At 56.6% G+C, this 19,626-nt stretch carries 16 protein-coding genes and 1 riboswitch; of the genes, 14 read left to right on the plus strand and 2 right to left on the minus strand.

Annotated features, from left to right (window positions below):
- Nucleotides 1-103: 103 nt before the first annotated feature.
- The 11 genes from cobS (at nucleotide 104) to ACTRW9_RS02410 (ending at nucleotide 12,108) form a co-directional block, all read left to right on the plus strand.
- Nucleotides 104-877, plus strand: coding sequence for an adenosylcobinamide-GDP ribazoletransferase (gene cobS, locus ACTRW9_RS02360; protein ID WP_442428162.1), 774 nt, complete (start codon nucleotides 104-106; stop codon nucleotides 875-877).
- Nucleotides 874-2,100, plus strand: coding sequence for a 5,6-dimethylbenzimidazole synthase (gene bluB, locus ACTRW9_RS02365; RefSeq protein WP_442428163.1), 1,227 nt, complete (start codon nucleotides 874-876; stop codon nucleotides 2,098-2,100). The genes cobS and bluB overlap by 4 nt, the downstream gene beginning before the upstream one ends.
- Entirely contained in the window at nucleotides 2,097-3,290 is a 1,194-nt protein-coding gene (cobD, locus tag ACTRW9_RS02370; protein WP_442428164.1) for a threonine-phosphate decarboxylase CobD, read from the plus strand. The genes bluB and cobD overlap by 4 nt, the downstream gene beginning before the upstream one ends.
- On the plus strand, nucleotides 3,287-4,270 hold the full coding sequence (cbiB, locus tag ACTRW9_RS02375) for an adenosylcobinamide-phosphate synthase CbiB (RefSeq protein WP_442428165.1): 984 nt from the start codon (nucleotides 3,287-3,289) through the stop codon (nucleotides 4,268-4,270). The genes cobD and cbiB overlap by 4 nt, the downstream gene beginning before the upstream one ends.
- A 42-nt stretch (nucleotides 4,271-4,312) precedes the next feature.
- A riboswitch (cobalamin riboswitch) is annotated at nucleotides 4,313-4,474 on the plus strand.
- A gap of 117 nt (nucleotides 4,475-4,591) precedes the next feature.
- Complete coding sequence (locus ACTRW9_RS02380; RefSeq protein ID WP_442428166.1) at nucleotides 4,592-6,343, plus strand: TonB-dependent receptor plug domain-containing protein; 1,752 nt, start codon at nucleotides 4,592-4,594, stop codon at nucleotides 6,341-6,343.
- 58 nt (nucleotides 6,344-6,401) lie between these two features.
- Nucleotides 6,402-7,811: a cobyrinate a,c-diamide synthase gene (locus tag ACTRW9_RS02385; RefSeq protein ID WP_442428167.1), complete on the plus strand. Its 1,410-nt coding sequence runs from the start codon at nucleotides 6,402-6,404 to the stop codon at nucleotides 7,809-7,811.
- Nucleotides 7,808-8,362, plus strand: a complete 555-nt coding sequence (gene cobO / locus ACTRW9_RS02390; protein WP_442428168.1) for a cob(I)yrinic acid a,c-diamide adenosyltransferase — start codon at nucleotides 7,808-7,810, stop codon at nucleotides 8,360-8,362. The genes ACTRW9_RS02385 and cobO overlap by 4 nt, the downstream gene beginning before the upstream one ends.
- Entirely contained in the window at nucleotides 8,362-9,462 is a 1,101-nt protein-coding gene (gene cobT, locus ACTRW9_RS02395; protein ID WP_442428169.1) for a nicotinate-nucleotide--dimethylbenzimidazole phosphoribosyltransferase, read from the plus strand. Before cobO ends, cobT begins: the two co-directional genes overlap by 1 nt.
- Complete coding sequence (locus ACTRW9_RS02400; protein WP_442428170.1) at nucleotides 9,459-10,271, plus strand: cobalamin-binding protein; 813 nt, start codon at nucleotides 9,459-9,461, stop codon at nucleotides 10,269-10,271. The genes cobT and ACTRW9_RS02400 overlap by 4 nt, the downstream gene beginning before the upstream one ends.
- Before the next feature lie 191 nt (nucleotides 10,272-10,462).
- On the plus strand, nucleotides 10,463-11,272 hold the full coding sequence (locus ACTRW9_RS02405; protein ID WP_442428171.1) for a gamma-glutamyl-gamma-aminobutyrate hydrolase family protein: 810 nt from the start codon (nucleotides 10,463-10,465) through the stop codon (nucleotides 11,270-11,272).
- Between the two features lie 389 nt (nucleotides 11,273-11,661).
- A complete protein-coding gene (locus ACTRW9_RS02410; RefSeq protein WP_442428172.1) occupies nucleotides 11,662-12,108 on the plus strand; it encodes a hypothetical protein in 447 nt (148 codons plus the stop codon).
- Nucleotides 12,109-12,198: 90 nt separating this feature from the next.
- On the opposite strand, the gene ACTRW9_RS02415 is transcribed toward ACTRW9_RS02410, so the two are convergent.
- Nucleotides 12,199-13,305, minus strand: a complete 1,107-nt coding sequence (locus tag ACTRW9_RS02415; RefSeq protein ID WP_442428173.1) for a c-type heme family protein — start codon at nucleotides 13,303-13,305, stop codon at nucleotides 12,199-12,201.
- A 292-nt stretch (nucleotides 13,306-13,597) separates the two neighbouring features.
- The gene (locus tag ACTRW9_RS02420; RefSeq protein WP_442428174.1) at nucleotides 13,598-14,485 is read right to left on the minus strand and encodes a LysR family transcriptional regulator; all 888 of its coding nucleotides are present in this window, start codon (nucleotides 14,483-14,485) and stop codon (nucleotides 13,598-13,600) included.
- 300 nt (nucleotides 14,486-14,785) lie between these two features.
- Here ACTRW9_RS02420 and ACTRW9_RS02425 point away from each other — a divergent pair, with 300 nt between their 5' ends.
- From ACTRW9_RS02425 to ACTRW9_RS02435, 3 genes are read left to right on the plus strand one after another with little or no spacing between them, the layout of a single operon-like run.
- Nucleotides 14,786-16,558 (plus strand): N-acetylglutaminylglutamine amidotransferase, encoded by a 1,773-nt coding sequence (locus tag ACTRW9_RS02425; protein ID WP_442428175.1) that lies wholly within the window; start codon nucleotides 14,786-14,788, stop codon nucleotides 16,556-16,558.
- A gap of 45 nt (nucleotides 16,559-16,603) precedes the next feature.
- Nucleotides 16,604-18,373: an N-acetylglutaminylglutamine synthetase gene (gene ngg / locus ACTRW9_RS02430; RefSeq protein ID WP_442428176.1), complete on the plus strand. Its 1,770-nt coding sequence runs from the start codon at nucleotides 16,604-16,606 to the stop codon at nucleotides 18,371-18,373.
- A gap of 18 nt (nucleotides 18,374-18,391) precedes the next feature.
- Nucleotides 18,392-19,537 (plus strand): osmoprotectant NAGGN system M42 family peptidase, encoded by a 1,146-nt coding sequence (locus tag ACTRW9_RS02435; RefSeq protein ID WP_442428177.1) that lies wholly within the window; start codon nucleotides 18,392-18,394, stop codon nucleotides 19,535-19,537.
- Nucleotides 19,538-19,626: the final 89 nt, after the last annotated feature.

A 19,626-nucleotide genomic window follows, 5' to 3' on the forward strand; every position in this document is an offset into this window, starting at 1 on the left:
TATGGGGACGCCCGTTCCCTGTCCGCCCCGCGAGTATCGTTTTTCTCCGGTCCCCGGCTTCTTTTTCCAAATTAAAATTCGGGTTGACGGAGGCATTGCTGCGATGAGTGCGTTTTTCTCCGCCCTGTCGTTTCTGTCCATCCTGCCCGGGCCTTCCCGCCACGCCTTCGACACGCGCATGGTTTTCTATTTCCCCTGGGTGGGGCTGCTTTTGGGCGGAATGCTTGTTGCCGTGGACACGGTTTCATCCTTGTTGTTTCCCTCGTTCCTGCGTGCGGTGGTGGACGTTGCGTTCCTTGCCATCGTCACCGGGGCGTTGCATCTGGACGGGCTGGCCGACAGCGCCGATGGCCTGTTCTCGCACCGGTCGCGCGAGGAATCGCTGGCCATCATGAAAGACCCGCGCATCGGCGTGATGGGTGCGGTGGCGCTGGTTCTCTGTCTCGGCCTCAAGGTTGCCGCACTGCACGGCCTGTCCGGGGCAGCGGCGTGGTGGTGGCTGGTGATCGCTCCCGCCTTCGCCCGTTCGGCTCAGGTGATCGCTCTGGTTGCGATGCCGGACGCGCGCGCCGGCACAGGCATGGGCGCTCCACTCCACTCCACTTCCAAAGCGCCGGCATTCCTGGGGTGCGCGCTCCCACTCGGCTTGCCGTTTGCGCTCGACGTTCGCATCGGTTTGATCTCCATATTGGTTTTGGTTTTCGTCAGCACGCTTTTGCTGATCTATTTTTATCGCCGGATCGGAGGTATGACCGGCGACACCTTCGGTGCGCTTTCGGAACTGGTGGAAACCGCCCTCCTGGTTGCCGGGGCGGCGTTCCACCACGCTTCCGTTTCATCCGGAGAATTCTCTTTTGGAAAGGCTGTATTCCTATGAACCAGACCACCCTGATCACCGGCGGATGCCGAAGCGGAAAGAGCCGTCATGCCCTGGAGCTCGCCGCCCTGCACTCCGGCCCGAAAGTGTTTCTCGCCACCGCGCAGGCTCTGGACGAAGAAATGAACATTCGCATTGAAAAACACATACGGGAACGCGGAACAGGCTGGACCACCATTGAGGACCCTTTGGACCCCGCGTCGTCACTGGCAAACGGCGCCTGTCTTCCCGGTTCCCTGGTGGTGCTGGATTGCATCACCTTGTGGCTGAGCAACCTGCTGATGGCCTCTCTCACGCGGGAAAGCATTTTGAGACGCGTGGATGAACTGCTGGACGTCTGTCAACGGTTCGACGGCACGGTCATCGCCATCACCAACGAAGTCGGCGCGGGCATTGTTCCGGACTCGCCACTGGGCCGCGAGTTTCGCGATCTGGCGGGTGAGGCCAACCAGCGCATCGCCGCCCGGTTCGATGAAGTCATTCATACCGTGTCCGGCATCGCTACGGTTCTCAAATCCACTTGCAAAGAAATTCCTTCGCCTGATAACGGGAAGGGGTTCAACAATCCGTTCTCCATGGAGGACAAGGCCGGGCTGTACAGAGCCATCTTCGAGCGGCGCGATGTGCGGCACTTTCAATCCAGGGCAATCCCTCCGCATACGTTGAAACGAATTTTGCGCGCCGCGCACCACGCCGGTTCCGTGGGATTCAGTCAGCCGTGGAATTTTGTTGTCATCGACGATTCGGCGCTCAGGGAAAAGGTATTTCAGAATTTCTGTGATGCCAACAGTGAGGCAGCAAACAATTATTCCGGTGCGAAGCAGGAATTGTATTCCTCGCTCAAACTGGAGGGCATCTGCGAAGCGCCGGTCAATGTGGTTGTCACCTGCGACCGCGAACGTGGCGGACCGCACGTCCTCGGACGCAACACGGTACTGGAAACGGACCTGTTCAGCACCTGCTGCGCGGTGCAGAACCTGTGGCTCGCCGCCCGCGCGGAAGGCGTGGGGGTCGGCTGGGTGAGCATTCTGTCAATGGATCGATTGAAGGCCGACCTCGCTTTGCCAAAATCCGTCGAACCCGTGGCTTACCTGTGCCTGGGGTACCCCGCCGCCGACTATGCCAAACCCATGCTGGAAGAAAAGGGATGGGCGCAACGCCTTCCGCTGGAGGACGTGGTCTTTTTCAACCGCTGGGGACAGACGGTGGAGACGCGGCCATGAACCATCATTCCCGGCAGGCCGGTTTTTCCAGCAGCAAGGAATCGGCGGACACCGAAACCTTAGCGCGGACCCATCCGTTGACGTGCTTCCTCCCTGACCACGGTGGCGCTCTGCCACCTTTCTGGAATGATCTTCAGCATGAGGACGGGAACTGGCTTGATTTCAGCACCAGCATCCATCCGTGGGGTCCTTCCGAACAAGTGTGCAAAGCGATCGGCAAAGCTTTGGCGCAGGTCCAGCGTTACCCGGATGCCTCGGCATTCGGTATCAAACAGGCTTTGAGTGAAAGTCTCAGCATTTCCGTTTCGCAATTGATGGTCGGGAACGGCGCGACGGAATTGATCTACCTGCTACCACATCTCCTGTCGCCAGGAAAAGAGGTTTTGATCGTCGAGCCGTTTTTCTCTGAATTCAAAAAAGCGTTTCGCGCGTTTGGCATACCGGTCCACTCTTTACTCTGCGACCGCGAAAACCTGTTCGCGCCTCCCATGGATAGATTGATCGATCATGTGGAAGTGCAACCCAACCTCGGCGCGGTGGTCCTAGGCCATCCCAACTCTCCGACCGGCCAATTGTGCCCACGAGAAGCCTTTGCCCGCCTCGCGCGGGTCTGCGAGGCAAAACGCATTCTGCTGATCGTGGATGAGTCGTTCATTGATTTTTGTGAACCGGGAACGTCTTTCCTGACGGAATACGCTTCTCATCCTCAATTGATTTTAATCCGTTCCATGACGAAGTTTCACGGACTGGCCGGATTGCGCCTGGGTTTCGCCGTCCTGTTTCCGGAACGGGCCCGGATGTTGTCCGGATTGCAACCTCCCTGGTCGGTGAACCATCTGGCGCAGGCGGCGGGTGTGGCCGCCCTGATGGACAAGACTTTCGCCAAAGAGGCGCGTCAGTTCATTCGGAAACAGAGACGACACTTGTTCCAAGGTCTCGAATCGCTTCCTCTTGTGGAACCGTTTCTTGGAAACGCAAATTTCATTTTGTTCCGATTGGCTGACGTAACGGAGGCCTCGGCGCTCGAACTGTATTACCGCCTGCTGGGAAAAGGTATTTTGATTAGAAGCTGCGCCAACTTTGAGGGACTCGATGCCAGCTATTTCCGTGTTTCCGTGCGTTTGTCACACGAAAACGGAATGCTGGTGGCCGGGCTTAAGGAATGCCTGGATGACATACAGAAAACGTGAGCAGCGAATTGGAACAGGCGTCGATGATGCTCGCTGCCTTCGCGTTGGATCTGTTGTTGGGCGATCCCAGGCAATGGCCGCATCCCGTACGCTGGATGGGGACCGCAGCCACCAAATTGGAAATTTTATGCTACGGCCGTTTCCGCAGTTTGAAGGTCACCGGACTGGTCGCCAACGTCGTTCTGGTTACGGGAACGTATGCCTTGACGGATGTGGCATTGGAATTTTCGGAGATTGTGCATCCAACTCTGGGCTGGTGCCTGGAAGCATATTTAATTTACACCGCGCTTTCGATACGCGGGCTTTATGACGAAAGCCGGCCGGTGCGGGTTCACCTGGAATCCGAAAACCTGGTCGCAGCACGTAAAAGCTTAAGCTGGATTGTCGGCCGCGATACGAAAAATTTAAACGAAAAAGAAATCATTCGCGCCACGGTAGAGACCGTTGCTGAGAACACGGTAGACGGGGTGATTGCTCCATTGTTCTACGCCTGCATCGGCGGGGCCCCGCTGGCCATGGCATACAAATGCGTCAACACGCTGGACTCCATGTTCGGCTACCGCAACGAGCGGTACCGCGAGTTCGGCTGGGCATCCGCCCGGCTGGATGACGCAGCCAACTGGATACCAGCACGAATCGGGGGATTGCTGCTGGTGCTGGCGGCATTGATCGCAGGACAGGACGCCCACCGTGCATGGGCAACCATGAGAAAGGACGGGCAGAACCATTACAGCCCCAATGCAGGCATCCCCGAAGCGGCCGCGGCCGGCGCGTTGGGAGTTCGATTGGGAGGAAGCCAGTTTTACCAGGGAGTGTGGATTGAAAAGCCCACGCTGGGCCGGGCTTTCAAAGAGTTGGGCCGGGAAGACATCGCCGCCGTCCACCGCCTGTTGTTTGCCGCATCGGCGCTGGCTCTGTTTGCTTTTATCACCGCACGGGTCCTCGGGTACGCCATATTCATGAATCCATCGGGAGAATGATCAACAACAAACGATTCGTTTCCTAAAAGAAATCCAATATCTCATTCAACCAATTTTTTTGCCAGGGAAGTCCGGTGCGAATCCGGCACTGTCCCGCAACTGTAATGGGAGAAGACGCCGCAAGGAGCCACTGTCCTAGGGGATGGGAAGGCGCGGCGGTATTACACCCTGAGTCAGGATACCTGGCAGGAAAATGCATTCGTCCTTCGAGAGAAAGGAAAGAAAATGCGACGCTCTTTATTCATTTCTGTTTTTTGCTGTTTGCTTTTCACCCATACCAACCCTTCGGCCCTGAGGGCCGATACCGAAGAGGCGGAAGTCATGCATCCCATCACCGTCAATGCGGCGCGCGATGTTCTGGAACTGGAAAAGTTGCCGACTTCCGCCACGGTGATCACCCGCCAGGAGATCGAAGAGAAAAATTACATCAATATAGAAGATATGTTACGGGAAGAGCTGGGACTCGACGTCCTGCAGAACGGCACGCTGGGTTCCAGCACCACGATCTTCATGCGCGGTGGAGGGTCCTCTTCCACACTGGTTCTGATCGACGGGGTCCAGGTGAACTCCAACACGCTGGGCAGTTACAACTTCGCCCACATTCAGCCGGATAACGTGGAACGCATCGAGATCCTGCGCGGACCGCAAAGCACGCTGTGGGGCGGCGATGCGGTGGGTGGCGTCATCAACATCGTCACCCGCAAAGGGAAAGGCGCCCCTTCCCACCGGTTCTCCTTCGAAGGCGGCAGTTTCGCCACATTCAAGGAAACATTCAACACCCAGGGCGCGTTTGACCAATTCGATTACGCCTTCACCGCTTCACGCACCGACGCCGAGGGATTTTCCTCCGCCAACGAACAAAACGGCAACACGGAAAACGATGGTTACAACAACAACTCGTTTTCCCTGCGGACGGGACTCGACTTCGCAGAAAAACGCGGCCGCGCCGATTTCATCGGCCAGTACATCGACGCGCGCATCGATTTCGACAGCTTTGTGTTTGGTGTCGGGCAGGTGGACGGTCCGCCGCATACTTCCCAGGATTCGTACTACCTGGCCGCTCCCGTATCCTACAAAGTCCTGCCATTCTGGGAAATCCGTCTCAATCCCAATTTTGCCTATGACCAGGTGAAATCCCGCAACCAGCCTTCAGGCGACTCCACCATCATCAGCCGCACGAGCACACTTGACCTGCAAAACAAATTTACGGCAGGCGACCATTACAACGTGCTGGTCGGCGGCGAGTACCAGGTACGCGCCGGGGAAAACTTCTCCAACGGCATGGACCGCAAGCTCGACAACAAAAGCGCCTACATGCAGGGCATTTTTGATTATGAGGGTACCATTGTCATCACTGCCGGGTTCCGTCACGATGTCAACGACTCATTCGACGATGTCACCACCTACAAATTTGAAGCCGCCTACCGTTTCAATCAAACCGGAACCCGCCTTCGCGGCGCCTACGGCACAGGCTTTCGCGCACCGACAATCAACGACCTGTTCTTCCCCGGCTTTTCCAATCCCAACCTGCAACCCGAAGAGAACACCAGCTGGGAGGTCGGATTCGACCAGACCTTCCTCGACGGCGACATCACCTTCAGCACCGTGTACTTCGATGCCCGCTTTGAAAACCTGATCCAGTTCAGCCTGGCCACCTTCCGGCCGGAGAACATCGCCCGGGCCACTTCGCGCGGATTGGAGAACACGTTGACCGTCCGCCTGCCCCGGGACTTTGAAGTATCCGCCAACTACACCTGGAACCAGGCGTTCGATGCCTCCACCCGCACACAACTGCGCCGCCGGGCGGAACACAAGTTCCATGCCAATCTCCACCATTGGTGGCGAAACCGCCTGCACTCCCTCATCGGCGTCACACACAAAAGCAAAACACTGGACGGCGCTGCAGGAACCGACCCTTACATCGTCGTGCGCGCGGCGATGGACTACACCGTCAACGAACGATGGAAACTGACCGTGCGCGGTGAGAACCTGTTCGATGAAGATTATGAAGAAATCCCCGGATTCGGCACGGCGGGAATTTCCGGGTACGCGGGATTCGTTTACAGTTTTTAATTTTCCATGAAAGGGAACATCGTGTCAGACAAGATTCAAAACAGGGAAAGAAGGATTTATGTCAGCCCAAAATCATAACGCCTGCGGCCTTCTTATTGCGGGCACACACACCTCGGTGGGCAAGTCATCCATTGCCATGGGACTCATGCGGTGTTTCCGCAATCGGGGGTTCAACGTGAAGCCCTTCAAAGCAGGACCGGATTACATCGACCCCGGCCATCACGTTCTCGCCTCCGGAAATCCCAGCTACAATCTTGACTCGTGGATGGGCGGGGCCGAATACGTCCGAAACCTGTTTGAGGAGATCCTGGAACCCGGCGACCGCTTTGTGATCGAAGGCGTGATGGGACTGCACGACGGAGCACACGCAACGCAGGCAACCGGCTCGACGGCGGAAGTCGCGCACCTGCTCAACGTACCCGTCATCCTGGTCATCGACGGTTCCATGCTGGCCCGCTCCGCCGCCGCGCTGGTGAAGGGCTACATGGAATTCGACGACCGGGTGAACGTCTTTGGCGTGATCGCCAACCGGGTGAACTCGCCCGGCCATGCCAAAATTTTGAAAGACGCCATCGAGCACGCGACCCCGGCACGGTTTCTCGGCGCGCTGCCAGTACGAGAGGAGTTAAAAATGCCGAGCCGTCACCTGGGCCTGCATCTTGCGCAGGAACAGGATGCCGACATTTATGAACGGTGGGCGGCACACCTGGAGGAGCATCTGGACATCGCCGCCCTCCTGGACACCCTACCCGCCCGGGAGTCCATTTCAGCTTCCAAAACGAAGAACCAACGCTTCCCGATCATCCCTTCACGCAATCCCTTTTCTGCCGCCATCGCCAGGGACGCCGCCCTTCATTTTATCTACCAGGACACACTGGATTTGATCGAGCATTACGGCGGAACCATCGAATATTTTTCACCGCTGGAAAGTCCGGCGCTTCCATCCGGCGTGGACTGGGTTTACCTTCCCGGTGGCTACCCCGAGCTTCACGCGGAAAGATTGAGCGCCAATACCGGTTTGCTGAGTTCCTTACGCGAGTTTGTGGCCGCGGGGGGCCCCGTTGTGGGGGAATGCGGTGGACTGATGCTGCTGGGCAAAGCCCTCGTCGATGTTAATGGAATATCCCACTCCATGACGGGAGTTTTAGATTTCACCACTTCCTTCCTGGAAAAGAAACTGACCATCGGGTACCGCAAGCTGGAATACTCCCCGGAGGAAACGCCGGAATCTGTCATTGAATTGAGAGGCCATGAGTTTCATGCTTCCTCCTTTGAAGAAAACCGGAAAAAGGCTTTGATGGTCCATCGTCACCCCGGAACCGGACAGGAAATCCACGACGGGTATCGTTATAAAAACACGTTTGCCCTGTATTCACACATTCATTGGTGCAGTTCCCTCCGCTGGTGGGAGTACCTGTTGAACCACTGCATCCTTCCTTTCAAAATCAGCGGGAGACCCATCTCATGAAAAAACGCGCCGCCTCCGATCCCCGGAAACGCAAGGGATTGATCATTGTTCACACGGGAGAAGGTAAAGGGAAGTCCACGGCCGCTTTCGGGCTTGCCCTGCGCGCCGCCGGAAACAAAATGAACGTGTTCGTCCTCCAGTTCATGAAAGGTCAGTGGAAGGCGGGCGAGCGGAAGATATTGAGTCAATTGGAACCCCTGATCGAATACGTGGCGATGGGCGACGGGTTCACCTGGGACACCAACAATCCGGAGCAGGACCGGCAAACCGCCAGCAAAGCGTGGGAAATCGTGAAGCCTAAAATTCTGGGCGGTGACTATCCGGTCGTCATCCTCGACGAAATCAATTATGTGTTGGGTTACCGGTTCCTGGATGAAGACGAAGTGCTGGAGGCGCTGCGCAACAAACCGGAATCAGTCCACGTCATCTGCACCGGACGCAACGCCCCGCCGGCGCTCATTGAGTTGGCCGACCTGGTAACGGAGATGAAATGTGTGAAACATCCATTCAAAGAACAAAAGATTCCGGCTCAGAAAGGCATCGAGTTCTAATGACCCAGACCACGAACATCCTGGGCGATTCGTTGAACGCTATCGTTTCCTTATCACCGGAACGCATCCAGCAGGCAAAGAGACACATGGATTCGTTGACCAAACCACCTGGCAGTCTCGGAAAACTGGAGGAAATGGCCACACGCATGGCGGCGATGCATGCAGCAGGCAAACCCCGCATTCATAAGCGAGGCGTGTTCCTGTTCGCTTCCGATCACGGCGCGGTGGCAGAGGGAATCAGCGCCTACCCGCAGGCCGTCACCGCGCAGATGGTCCACAACTTCCTGAGCGGGGGAGCGGCCATCAACGTGCTGGCGCGACATGGTGGCGTTGAGGTGACGGTGATCGACATGGGCGTGAATCACGACTTCGCATCCGCCCTCAATTTGATTTCCAGAAAAATTGGAAAGGGCACTAATAACCTGCGACACGGTCCCGCCATGACCCGCGACCAGGCCGAACGGGCTTTGACGGTGGGCATCGAGTTTGCGAAACAAGCCAGGAACGATGGATTCGACCTCCTCGGAACCGGCGACATGGGCATCGGCAACACCACCTCCAGTGCGGCTATCCTGTCCGTGTTGAGCGGGCGGCCACCGGCCCAGACCACGGGGCACGGAACCGGTATCGACAACGCTGCACTTCAACATAAAATCGCCGTCATCGAAGACGCTCTCAGCATCAACCAACCCGACCCCGCCGACCCCGTGGACGTGCTGGCCAAAGTGGGTGGGTTCGAGATTGCAGGCATCGCCGGGTTTTGTATCGGTGCCGCGTCCCAGAATCTCCCGGTGGTGCTTGATGGAGTGATTTCCATAGCGGGCGCGGCGGTTGCGCATCGTATGAATCCAAACATCGGCGACTACCTGTTTGCGTCACACAACTCCACGGAACCCGGGTGCCGCGTGGGATTTGACCTTCTTTCGCTCGACCCGTTGCTTGATTTCAAAATGGGTCTGGGAGAAGGCACGGGTGCGGTGCTGGCGATGCACGCCATCGAAGCGGCCGTCAAAATTTATAATGAGATGGCCACGTTCGAACAGGCGGGTGTGTCGACCAAAACCAAACCATCCAAAAAAACACAAAAGGCCGAACCATGAACATCGATCTGGGAAGAACCCCGCAACGCATCGTTTGCCTGACCGAGGAAACCACCGAAACCCTGTACCTCATCGGGGAGCAGGATCGCATCGTCGGCATCTCCGGCTACACCGTACGTCCTCCACAGGCGCGAAAAGAAAAACCGAAGGTGTCCGCTTTCCTCAACGCCAAAATCGACAAGATCCTCGACCTGAAACCCGACCTGGTGCTGGGTTTCTCCAATCTGCAGGCGGACATCGTGACGCAACTGGTGCGTGCCGGAATCCCGGTGCACGTGTTCAATCAACGCAGCGTCGCCGGAATCTTTGACATGATCCGCATGCTGGGCGCGATGATCGGCGAGCCCGCCAAAACCGATGCGTTGATGGACGAGTTGAAACACGGTTTGGACGCGATCGAACAGTCCGCCGCCCGGCTTCCGCGCCGCCCGCGTGTGTATTTCGAAGAATGGAACGATCCCTTGATTTCCGGGATCGGCTGGGTGTCTGAACTGATTCATATCGCCGGAGGCGACGACTGTTTTCCGGAACTTGCGCCCTGCTCCTTCGCTTCACAACGCACCATTCACGATCCGGAAGAGGTCGTTCGCCGCGCACCGGATATCATCATCGGCTCCTGGTGCGGCAAGCGGTTCCGTCCGGAAAAACTGAAAGAGCGTCCAGGATGGAATTCCACCCCTGCCGTGCAACGGGGGCATGTTTATGAAATCAAGTCGGCCAATATCCTGCAACCGGGACCGGCGGCGCTGACGGATGGCGTCACCCAGATCCATCAACTGGTTCAGAAATGGTCTGAAAATTCCGCATGACTCTCTCCCCGCGACCTTTTTTATTCGCCGGAACGCGGCCTCTTTTCCCTTTATATAAGGAATAGAAATTTTTTAATTTAACGGACACCGGTTGCCTTCCCTCATTTTTCTGCAATAGAATGGGTGTTCATGACCACATCCCGGCATTGATGTGTTGCCCCAAAAAACCATTTCCTGAGGAGGTGGATTTCATGCAACGCAAACCCGTGATTGGAGTGACGGGCCCCACGCAGGGCGGCACGGCAGCGTGGGTGTTCACCCGGCTCGCATTATGGCGGGCCGGCGCCAGGGCCCGGCGCATTCATACGCGGCAACCCGTCGCGGTTGACCGGCTGGATGGGTTGATCATCGGTGGCGGTGCGGACGTGGCTCCGGACAAGACCGATCCCCTGCCTATCGAAGACATGCCCCAACCGGGCGAGCTGAAAAAAGAACGCGGTCTGCGCTGGCGGGACTTTCTGTTGGCGCCGCTCATCTTCCTGTTCCGCTGGTTCACCGCCGCCTCCACCGTCAGTTCCGATCCCGACCGCGACGGGATGGAGCGGGACCTCATCCGCGCCGCACTGGATCGCAACCTGCCCCTCCTCGGTATCTGCCGCGGTGCGCAAATCCTCAACACCACTTTGGGAGGCACCCTGCACAGCGATATCCGCAATTTCTACGTGGACAAGCCTCATGTGTGGACGCTGCTTCCCAAAAAGGAAATCGAGATCGAGCCGGACAGTCACCTCGCCGTGGTGCTGGACACCACCACGGCAAAAGTAAACTCCCTGCATCACCAGGCCATCGACCGGCTTGGCCGGGGAATCCGGATCGTCGCCCGGGAAGACCATAATCAGATCGTGCAGGCCATCGAGGTGTCCGACCAGGCGTTCTGCATCGGCGTGCAGTGGCACCCGGAATATTTGCCACAACTGCACCGTCAGCAGAAATTATTTACCGCATTGGTGAAGGAAGCGTCCAGAACCCGGGAACGGGCGCCCACCGTTTCCAAAGCTTGAGGTCCACGCCTGTCCTGACCAACACTGTCGGCGACCCCGCCTGGTTGAAAATGATTTTTAAATTTATTTGCAGGGTCCGGTCCGCCTCCCCCGAATTTTCCAGGATTTCCCCTTCAGCGGCGGTATCTCGCCACCCCCTAAATCCCCAAATAACTCGTTTTATATTAATGCCCTAACAGGCTATTATTTTTTTAAACACATTTTGGCCGCTGTGACCATTTGCACAACATGTTTTTTAAAACCCGGGCCCGGACCACTGCATCTCCAATACTAAAGAGGCCAAAACTTGCAGGCATCTTTGGACAGCATATGATTTTCCCATCATGTGCTTCCATACTGTTGAGCGTCCCGTTTTCCCAACGGGGCGCTCACAAATAAAGGAGGTTTTTATGAGACAGTTTTCGAAGATCCTCGGATTTTTTTTGATATCTTTGCTGGCCCTGGGAGCGACCACGATGTCCCATGCGGAGGAAGACCCGCATCAGGTCAGCAAGGAAAGCTCTCCCTATTGGTTCAAACCGGGTGAAGGCCCCTTGCCGCTGCCATCCAACAACTTTGGCAAGATTCCTGATGACGTTCGTCTGCACAACGGGAAGGGAATCGATACCTTTTTAAGCCGGAGCTTCCGGGACGCTCTGGATCATTTCGAGATGGCCACCCAGCTGGATCCGGATAACGGTATCCTGCTTTACAACGAGGCCATCACGTTGACCAAGCTGGACCGGCATCGCGAAGCGACACTGAGGTTCGAGCAGGCGAAAGAACATGCCCGGGGCAATCAGCTGATCCTCAAATCCCCGGTGCTGCAGACTCATTTGAGCACACCTCAGTTTTGAGGACACCTCAGTAATGCAAAAACCGGATTCGGTTTCTGCAAAAAAACCCACCGGGTTATCCCCGGTGGGTTTTTGTTTTCAACCCCCGTTTCACTTTACCGGGAAACTCACCCTCAATCCTCCCATCACATCGTTCAGCTTGAAATCATGACGGGGGCTGGTTGGATGTTGATTGTGGCACTCGACGCAAGCCGGGGAAATGGCGTAATCCGGGTACACCGCGCTGAAATAACGAACATTCCCCGCCCGCGTCCAGCGGACAAACGGACGAATGGGATGAATCGACACCCACTCCAGGGCATTTCGCTCGAATTCATTGCTGGGGCCATTCTCCGGGTTGATTGGCCACAAACTCAAAAGATTCATTTCCAAACCCGTGCTTTTTCGAACCGCAATCTCAGAAACTTTTTTAAGAAACTGCGCGGGCAACATCAATTGAGGTCCCCGCTTCAACGCGCCGCCGGTTTTCAAAAGTTCTCCATTTTCCAAATGCTGGACGACATGGTTTGCGTAAACTGTCCGATCCGACTCCAGCACCGCATGCACGTAATCGGCCACCACTTCCGGAGGGAGGACAATGCTTTCATCCGGTCTTTTCTGGAACCGGCTTCCCAGAGGCAAATCGATCACAATGCCGCCCATCACATCCCCCAATTTAAAATCACGCTTGGGGCTTGCCGGATGCTGGTTATGGCATTCCACGCAGGTTTGGGAAACCGCCTTATCCGGATAGATCGCCTGGTAATACCACAATCCATTTTTCTGGACGATCCAGGTAAAGGGCTGGTTCGGATTGCGGAGAACCTCCAGCAAACCGGACTTTTCGGTTTCCGATCTGGGCAGGTTGTCGGCATTCAATGGCCACACGCTGCTCAACCGGTAACGCATGCCGATTCCCTTGGCATTGGTTTCACTGGAAGAAAGTTTTAAGAACTGTGCTGGCAGCAACAACCCCTTTTCATCTTTCCAGTTTTCCGTCACCTTCAAAGTGCCGTCCTGGGTATATCGATCCACAATGTATTTAGAATACGCTATCCTCCCTGCTTCGATGACCGCATAAATATAATCCACCGCGGTGCGAGCTCGCACCCCCTCGTTGTTCTTCATGGTCTCCGGTTCCGCCGCGGGTCCGGTTGCCAGCCCAACACTCACCAGAAAAACCAGACCTGCAATTCCTGCCAAAATTTTCGATCTCATGGGAATACCTCCCTGAGCGTTTGATTGGAAAGTATCGGGGGAGACGATTTCGCGGTGCGCGCGGAAGGGCTAGGAATATTTTCAAAAGAGGGAGAGCTTCAACGGGTGCCGTGCGAAAACGTTATCTCCACCCATATGCCATCAATATGGGGGCTCCAGGACGGAACCGCAACGAAATCCGGGAAAAAGGACGAGGGTGGAGCGGCTCCCCTGCGAGGCAGGTTTGAGGGTATTGAATGTACGGGGGCGACCCGTTGGGCCGGATCTCCGGAGACGTTTCACGGGGATGTGGTCAAGCGCGATTCTGAAAACGGTAGATTGTATTTTTGATGATGGGAAGGCGGCTGGTGTCGCGCCGCACCAGGGCCCACATCTCAGAGGTGACGTTTTTCAGTTCCCCCAGCTTGAGCAGACGCTTTTTCTGGATGGAATCCTGCACACTGTTCTGTGGCAGGATCGCCACGCACAAACCCCGTTCCGCGCCGAGGCGCAGGAAAGTGATGTCATCCGCCTCACCCACGCTTTGAGCGCGGATTTCGTGACGGGCAAGGTACCGGTCCACTTCCATCCGCAACTGGCTCTTCCCTGTCAGGTGCATCAAAGGCACACCACTCAGAGAAAAAGGAAATCCCTTTCTTGCCCAGCCATACTTTTCGGCACCCACGGCAATGATCTTTTGCGGCTTCAAACGGTAACTGACCACGGTTTTTTCACGCCGCTCGACATTCCGGTCGCTCAGCACGATCTCCAAACCGCCGCTGTTCAGCTGATACATCAATTCATCCAGGGATCCTTCAATGACACTCAGCGATATGTCGCGTTCTTTCCATAACGGGAGCGTGAATTCGTGCACGTTCATCGATGACAAGGAAGGCAGCGCCCCAACCCGGATGTGCTGGCGTTTCCGTGGGCGGGCCTGGCGGACAGACTCTATCATTTCGTCGCACTGGCGGAAGATCGTCGTGCAGTAATCAGCCACCATCTTTCCGGCCTCGTTCAATTCCAACCGGCGCACTCTGCGCTCAAACAGCTTTTTACCGAAAAATTCTTCCACCTCCTTCAATTGGGTGCTCATCCCCGAGGGGCTGACATTCAACTTTTCACTCGCCTTTTTGATTGATCCCTCCTGGGCGATCGTCCAGAAATGGTACAGGTGCCGGAAATTGGGCAACTCCCGCATGCTCGAAACCCCTTATTTTAAAGTTCTTTTCAATACATTAAAAAATTATGATGTATACCTTCCAGTTTATTCAGTTTTTATTATCCATACGATGAGGCATAATAAAAAGCCAAAATTAACGAACAATCAGTTCATTCGACTTAAATCTCAACGAAACCGGCTGTTTTACCCGTGAAATCGCCGTGGATCGGGCCGAACCCATCGGTCCCATCCGCATGTCGGGCGGCTCCTCCAGGGAGTTTTATTTCGTTACAGCCATCCAGGGTTTCGTTTCATATCTTTTCAATACGGGAGTCATGCATGTGCGGGATTTGTGGTGAGTACCGGACGGACGGGACCCTTCCCGACATCCGTGCGGTTGGGGCCATGGCGGAAGCTTTGGCACCGCGGGGTCCGGATGGCAATGGAAATTTTTCACAGAGGAATGTTGCGTTCGCCCACCGGCGTCTCAAAATCATCGACCTGTCCGAAGCCTCGCACCAGCCCATGATCGACTCCGCCCTCGGCCTCGTGGTCGTTTACAACGGCATTTTGTACAACTACAAGGAACTGAGGAAAGAACTGCAGGACAAGGGGTATTCCTTTTTTTCACACGGCGACACCGAAGTACTGTTGAAGGCGTACCACGCGTGGGGCAAGGATTGCGTCAAGCGGTTTCACGGTATGTTTGCGTTTGCCCTCTGGGAACGCGACAGCGGCAAATTGATTCTCGGCCGCGACCGCCTGGGCATCAAGCCGCTTTACTTTTCAAGTTCCGGCGGACGATTCCGTTTTGCGTCCAGCCTTCCGGCTCTGGTCGCCGGGGGGCAGGTGGATACCTCCATCGATCCCGTCGCCTTGCATCACTACATGACCTTTCACGCCGTGGTGCCGCCCCCTCACACCATTTTCCAGGGCGTCCGCAAATTGCCCCCCGGCCACCTGATGGAAATCAGCCCTGACGGTTCCCAGAAAATGGAACCGTACTGGTCGCTGTCCTACGCACGCAGCCAAGAAGACGAAGCCTGCGACGAGGTCGAATGGAAGGAACGCGTGATGGAGGCGCTGAAGACCGCGGTGCGGCGCCGCCTGGTGGCGGATGTGCCGGTGGGGGTGCTGTTGTCGGGCGGTCTCGATTCGAGCCTCATCGTGGCCCTGCTGAGTGAACTGGGGCAAAGCGGGCTCAACACGTTTTCCGTCGGGTTCGAAGCCGCAGGCGGGGAAAAAGGGGACGAATTTGAATACTCCGACCTGATCGCCAAAACCTTCTCCACCGATCACCACAAGATATTCGTGCAGACGGAAGAGGTCCTGCCCAACCTGCTCCGGTGCGTCGAGGCCATGTCCGAGCCGATGGTCAGCCACGACAACATTGGATTCTTCCTTTTATCGCGCGAGGTGGCCAGGAGCCTCAAGGTGGTGCAGAGCGGCCAGGGAGCGGACGAGGTGTTCGGCGGTTACTTCTGGTATCCGCCACTTCTCGACACGCAGGACCCTGTTTCCGATTATTCGAAACTGTTCTTCGACCGGACGCATGAAGAATACGGCGCCGCCGTCCATCACAAATACGTAACGGAGGATCATAGTTTCGCCTTTCTGCAAAAACGATTCGGCGAAACCGATGCGGTGTGCGGCACCGACAAGGCGCTCTGGATGGACACAACCGTCATGCTCGTCGACGACCCGGTCAAGCGCGTGGACAACATGACCATGGCATGGGGACTGGAAGCCCGCGTGCCGTTTCTCGATCACGAGCTGGTGGAACTGGCGGCACGCATCCCGCCTGCATTGAAAATCAAGGACGGAGGCAAAGGCATCCTGAAAGACGTGGGACGCGACATCCTTCCGCACAAGGTCATCGACCGGCCGAAAGGATACTTTCCCGTCCCGGCGCTCAAATACATCCAGGGAGAGTATCTGGATTTCGTCCGCGATGTGTTTTCGCAGCAGGCGGCACAGCAGCGCGCCCTGTTCAAAAAACCGTATCTGGACCAACTGTTCGAAAACCCGGAAGCCCACATCACGCCGCTGCAAGGCTCGAAACTGTGGCAAATGGCCCTGTTGGAGATGTGGCTTCAGGTTCACCAGAAATAATTGACGCAGGTGCGTTATAATATTCAAGGAACGTTTAATTAATCCATGATGAAAACCTCGGAAAAAGCTCCGCGGCGTTTCATACCCATCAGCGAGTTCAGGGACGTCCACAAGAAGGTTTCGGAAGCAGAAGCCCCGCGCAATGTTGCGCTCGATTGCGGTTGGGGGCGGCTGGTTTTTGCCAACACCTTCACCGACAGCCACGAACTCGTCCATACCATCTGCCAGGAACGCAAGGGCAAGCGCGACATCGCCCTGTACATCCACGACCCCCAGGTTGCGTTGTCACTGGCGCCGCAGGAATTGTTTCTCGATCCATCGCACACCCTTCGCCTCTGGCTGAACAAGTACGAAGAGGGCGGCCTTCCCCCGCGCGGCTTCACCGTACGACCCCTTCAAAACCGGCGCGATATCCAGGAAGCCAACCGCATTTACAAAGCCCATCACATGGTGCAAATTCCGGTGAGCTTCACCATGAAACACAAGGATTCACCCCACCTCATCTTCCGCGTGGTGGAGGACAACCGTTCCGGAAAAATACTGGCGATGGTGCAGGGCGTGGACCACAAAGAAGCGTTCGGCGACCCCGACAACGGTTCCAGCCTGTGGTCGCTTGCCGTGGACCCGCATGCGGAGCACCCCGGAATCGGCGAAGCGCTGGTGCGGAGCGTGGCGGAATATTTCCAGCAGCAGGGCCGCAGCTATATGGATCTTTCTGTGATCCACGACAACGAACAGGCCATGGCTTTGTATGAAAAACTGGGGTTCGAAGTCGCACGGCTGTTTTTCATCAAGAAGAAAAACCCGATCAACGAAAAGCTTTTCATCGGTTCGTTGCCGGAAAGCAATCTCAACCCCTACGCCCGCATCATCATCAACGAGGCCCGGCGGCGGGGCATCGGCGTGCACGTGATGGACGAAAAAGCCGGTTACTTTTCTCTCACCTTTGGCGGGCGCACCATTATCTGCCGTGAATCCTTGAGCGAGTTGACCAGCTCCATCGCCATGAGCCTGTGCGCGGACAAGGCCGTGACGCGCCGTTTCTTGAAACGGCAGGGTTTGCCCACGCCCGACCAAATGCCCGCAGGCAGTGCAAAAAAGAATCGGGAATTTTTAAAGCAACATGGTGACATCGTGGTGAAACCCGCCGACGGCGAGCAGGGCACGGGCATCACCATCAAGCCTGCAAACGACACCGAGCTCAGGGCCGCCATTGAAAAAGCCCAGCGGGTCTCCGACCACGTTCTTCTGGAAGAATTCGTGGAAGGCATCGACCTGCGCATCATCGTCATCAATTTTGAAGTGGTGGCCGCCGCGGTGCGGCACCCGGCACAGATCATAGGTGACGGACGGTCCACGGTAAAACAGCTCACCGTAAAACAAAGCCGCAGGCGCGCAACCGCTACCGGCGGCGAGGCAAAGATTCCCCTCGATGCGGAAACGGAACAATGCATTCGCGACGCGGGGTACACCTTCGACTCCCTACCGGAGTCCGGAACGGTGATCCCCGTGCGCAAGACCGCGAACCTGCACACCGGCGGCACCATCTTCGATGTCACCACGGACCTGAACCCGAAACTGGCGGAGGCCGCGATACGCGCCGCCAAGGCAATCCACATTCCCGTGGTCGGTTTCGATTTCATGGTACCCACGGTGAATGGCGAACAGTTCAAAATCATCGAAGCCAATGAACGGCCCGGTTTGGCCAATCACGAACCGCAACCCACGGCGGAGAAGTTCATCGATCTCCTGTTTCCCCAAACCCGTGTCGACACGCACGGCGAGGGACCGGCCATCCACACAACCTTATCCTGACCGAAAGAATATAAATATATGAAGCGTCTCAACCTCGATCAAAGTTACCTGATGCGCATCCTCTTCCGTCTGCTGGAAATTCCCAGCCCGACCGGACTGACCGACACCATCGTGCACGTTTTGTGTCACGAGCTTAAAAAACTGGGCATCCCCTTCGAACTGACGCGCCGCGGCGCCATTCGCGCCAACATGTCCGGAAAGGTACAAAGCCCCGACCGGGCCATCGTCGCCCACCTCGACACACTGGGGGCGATGGTGAAAAATTTACGTGGAAATGGAAGGCTGGAAGCCGTGCCCATCGGCACCTGGTCCCCGCGCTTTGCCGAAGGCGCGCGCGTGACGGTGTACATGGATGACGACCGCTCCTGCCGCGGCACGATCCTGCCACTCAAGGCTTCCGGTCACACTTATAACGAGGAGGTCGACACCCAGCCCACCGCGTGGTCCAACCTGGAAGTGCGGGTGGACATGGAAAGCAACTCCCGCAAGGACCTGGAGGAAGCGGGGTTCAACGTCGGCGATTTCATAGCCATCGATGCCGATCCCGAGTTCACCGACAGCGGCTACATTGTTTCCCGTCACCTGGACGACAAGGCGGGGGTCGCCGCCATCCTCACCGCAGCCAAGGCCATTGTGGAAGCCAAAGTACCCCTGGATCTTGACTGCCACCTGCTTTTCACCATCTCGGAAGAAGTCGGCGTTGGCGCCTCACACGTTCTTCACGGCGACGTGGCCGAGCTGGTTTCCGTGGACAACGGCACCCTGGCCCCGGGACAGAATACCAGCGAATTCGGAGTCACCATATCCATGCAGGATTCCAGCGGTCCCTTCGATCGCCACCTGACCTCGAAGGTCATCGAAATCTGTCAGAAATACAAGATCGAACACGCGCGTGACGTATTCAACCATTACCGCAGCGATGCTGCCGCCGCCATGGAAGCGGGAAACGACATCCGCACCGCGCTACTTTGTTTCGGCCTGGATGCATCGCACGGGTACGAACGAACGCACATCCAGTCCCTGATGTCGCTGGCCGACCTGTTGTCGCTGTACATCCAGAGTCCGCCGACGTTCACCCGAGACCGTGACCTTTTGGGACCGCTCGCCGATTTCCCGCACCAGCCGGAACTGGAAAAACACATAGAGGATCCGCCGCAGACCTGAGATTCGCGGTCGGTGCCTAAATGTTGAAAATAGCGGCCGGTTTCACGTTTAACGGGAGATAAAACAGCCTTCCCTCACCTGAAATTCGC

The organism is Nitrospina sp. 32_T5, from assembly GCF_052156635.1.
Classification (GTDB): Bacteria; Nitrospinota; Nitrospinia; order Nitrospinales; family Nitrospinaceae; genus Nitrospina.

Bases quoted from the DNA above. Each gene is read 5' to 3' on its own strand.
- cobT (WP_442428169.1), top strand. From the start codon at position 8,362: ATGACCCAGACCACGAACATCCTGGGCGATTCGTTGAACGCTATCGTT.
- ACTRW9_RS02420 (WP_442428174.1), bottom strand. From the start codon at position 14,485: ATGCGGGAGTTGCCCAATTTCCGGCACCTGTACCATTTCTGGACGATC.
- ACTRW9_RS02405 (WP_442428171.1), top strand. From the start codon at position 10,463: ATGCAACGCAAACCCGTGATTGGAGTGACGGGCCCCACGCAGGGCGGC.
- bluB (WP_442428163.1), top strand. From the start codon at position 874: ATGAACCAGACCACCCTGATCACCGGCGGATGCCGAAGCGGAAAGAGC.
- ACTRW9_RS02410 (WP_442428172.1), top strand. From the start codon at position 11,662: ATGAGACAGTTTTCGAAGATCCTCGGATTTTTTTTGATATCTTTGCTG.
- ACTRW9_RS02400 (WP_442428170.1), top strand. From the start codon at position 9,459: ATGAACATCGATCTGGGAAGAACCCCGCAACGCATCGTTTGCCTGACC.
- ACTRW9_RS02425 (WP_442428175.1), top strand. From the start codon at position 14,786: ATGTGCGGGATTTGTGGTGAGTACCGGACGGACGGGACCCTTCCCGAC.
- cobO (WP_442428168.1), top strand. From the start codon at position 7,808: ATGAAAAAACGCGCCGCCTCCGATCCCCGGAAACGCAAGGGATTGATC.
- ACTRW9_RS02380 (WP_442428166.1), top strand. From the start codon at position 4,592: ATGCATCCCATCACCGTCAATGCGGCGCGCGATGTTCTGGAACTGGAA.
- cobD (WP_442428164.1), top strand. From the start codon at position 2,097: ATGAACCATCATTCCCGGCAGGCCGGTTTTTCCAGCAGCAAGGAATCG.
- ACTRW9_RS02385 (WP_442428167.1), top strand. From the start codon at position 6,402: ATGTCAGCCCAAAATCATAACGCCTGCGGCCTTCTTATTGCGGGCACA.
- ACTRW9_RS02435 (WP_442428177.1), top strand. From the start codon at position 18,392: ATGAAGCGTCTCAACCTCGATCAAAGTTACCTGATGCGCATCCTCTTC.
- cobS (WP_442428162.1), top strand. From the start codon at position 104: ATGAGTGCGTTTTTCTCCGCCCTGTCGTTTCTGTCCATCCTGCCCGGG.
- ACTRW9_RS02415 (WP_442428173.1), bottom strand. From the start codon at position 13,305: ATGAGATCGAAAATTTTGGCAGGAATTGCAGGTCTGGTTTTTCTGGTG.
- ngg (WP_442428176.1), top strand. From the start codon at position 16,604: ATGATGAAAACCTCGGAAAAAGCTCCGCGGCGTTTCATACCCATCAGC.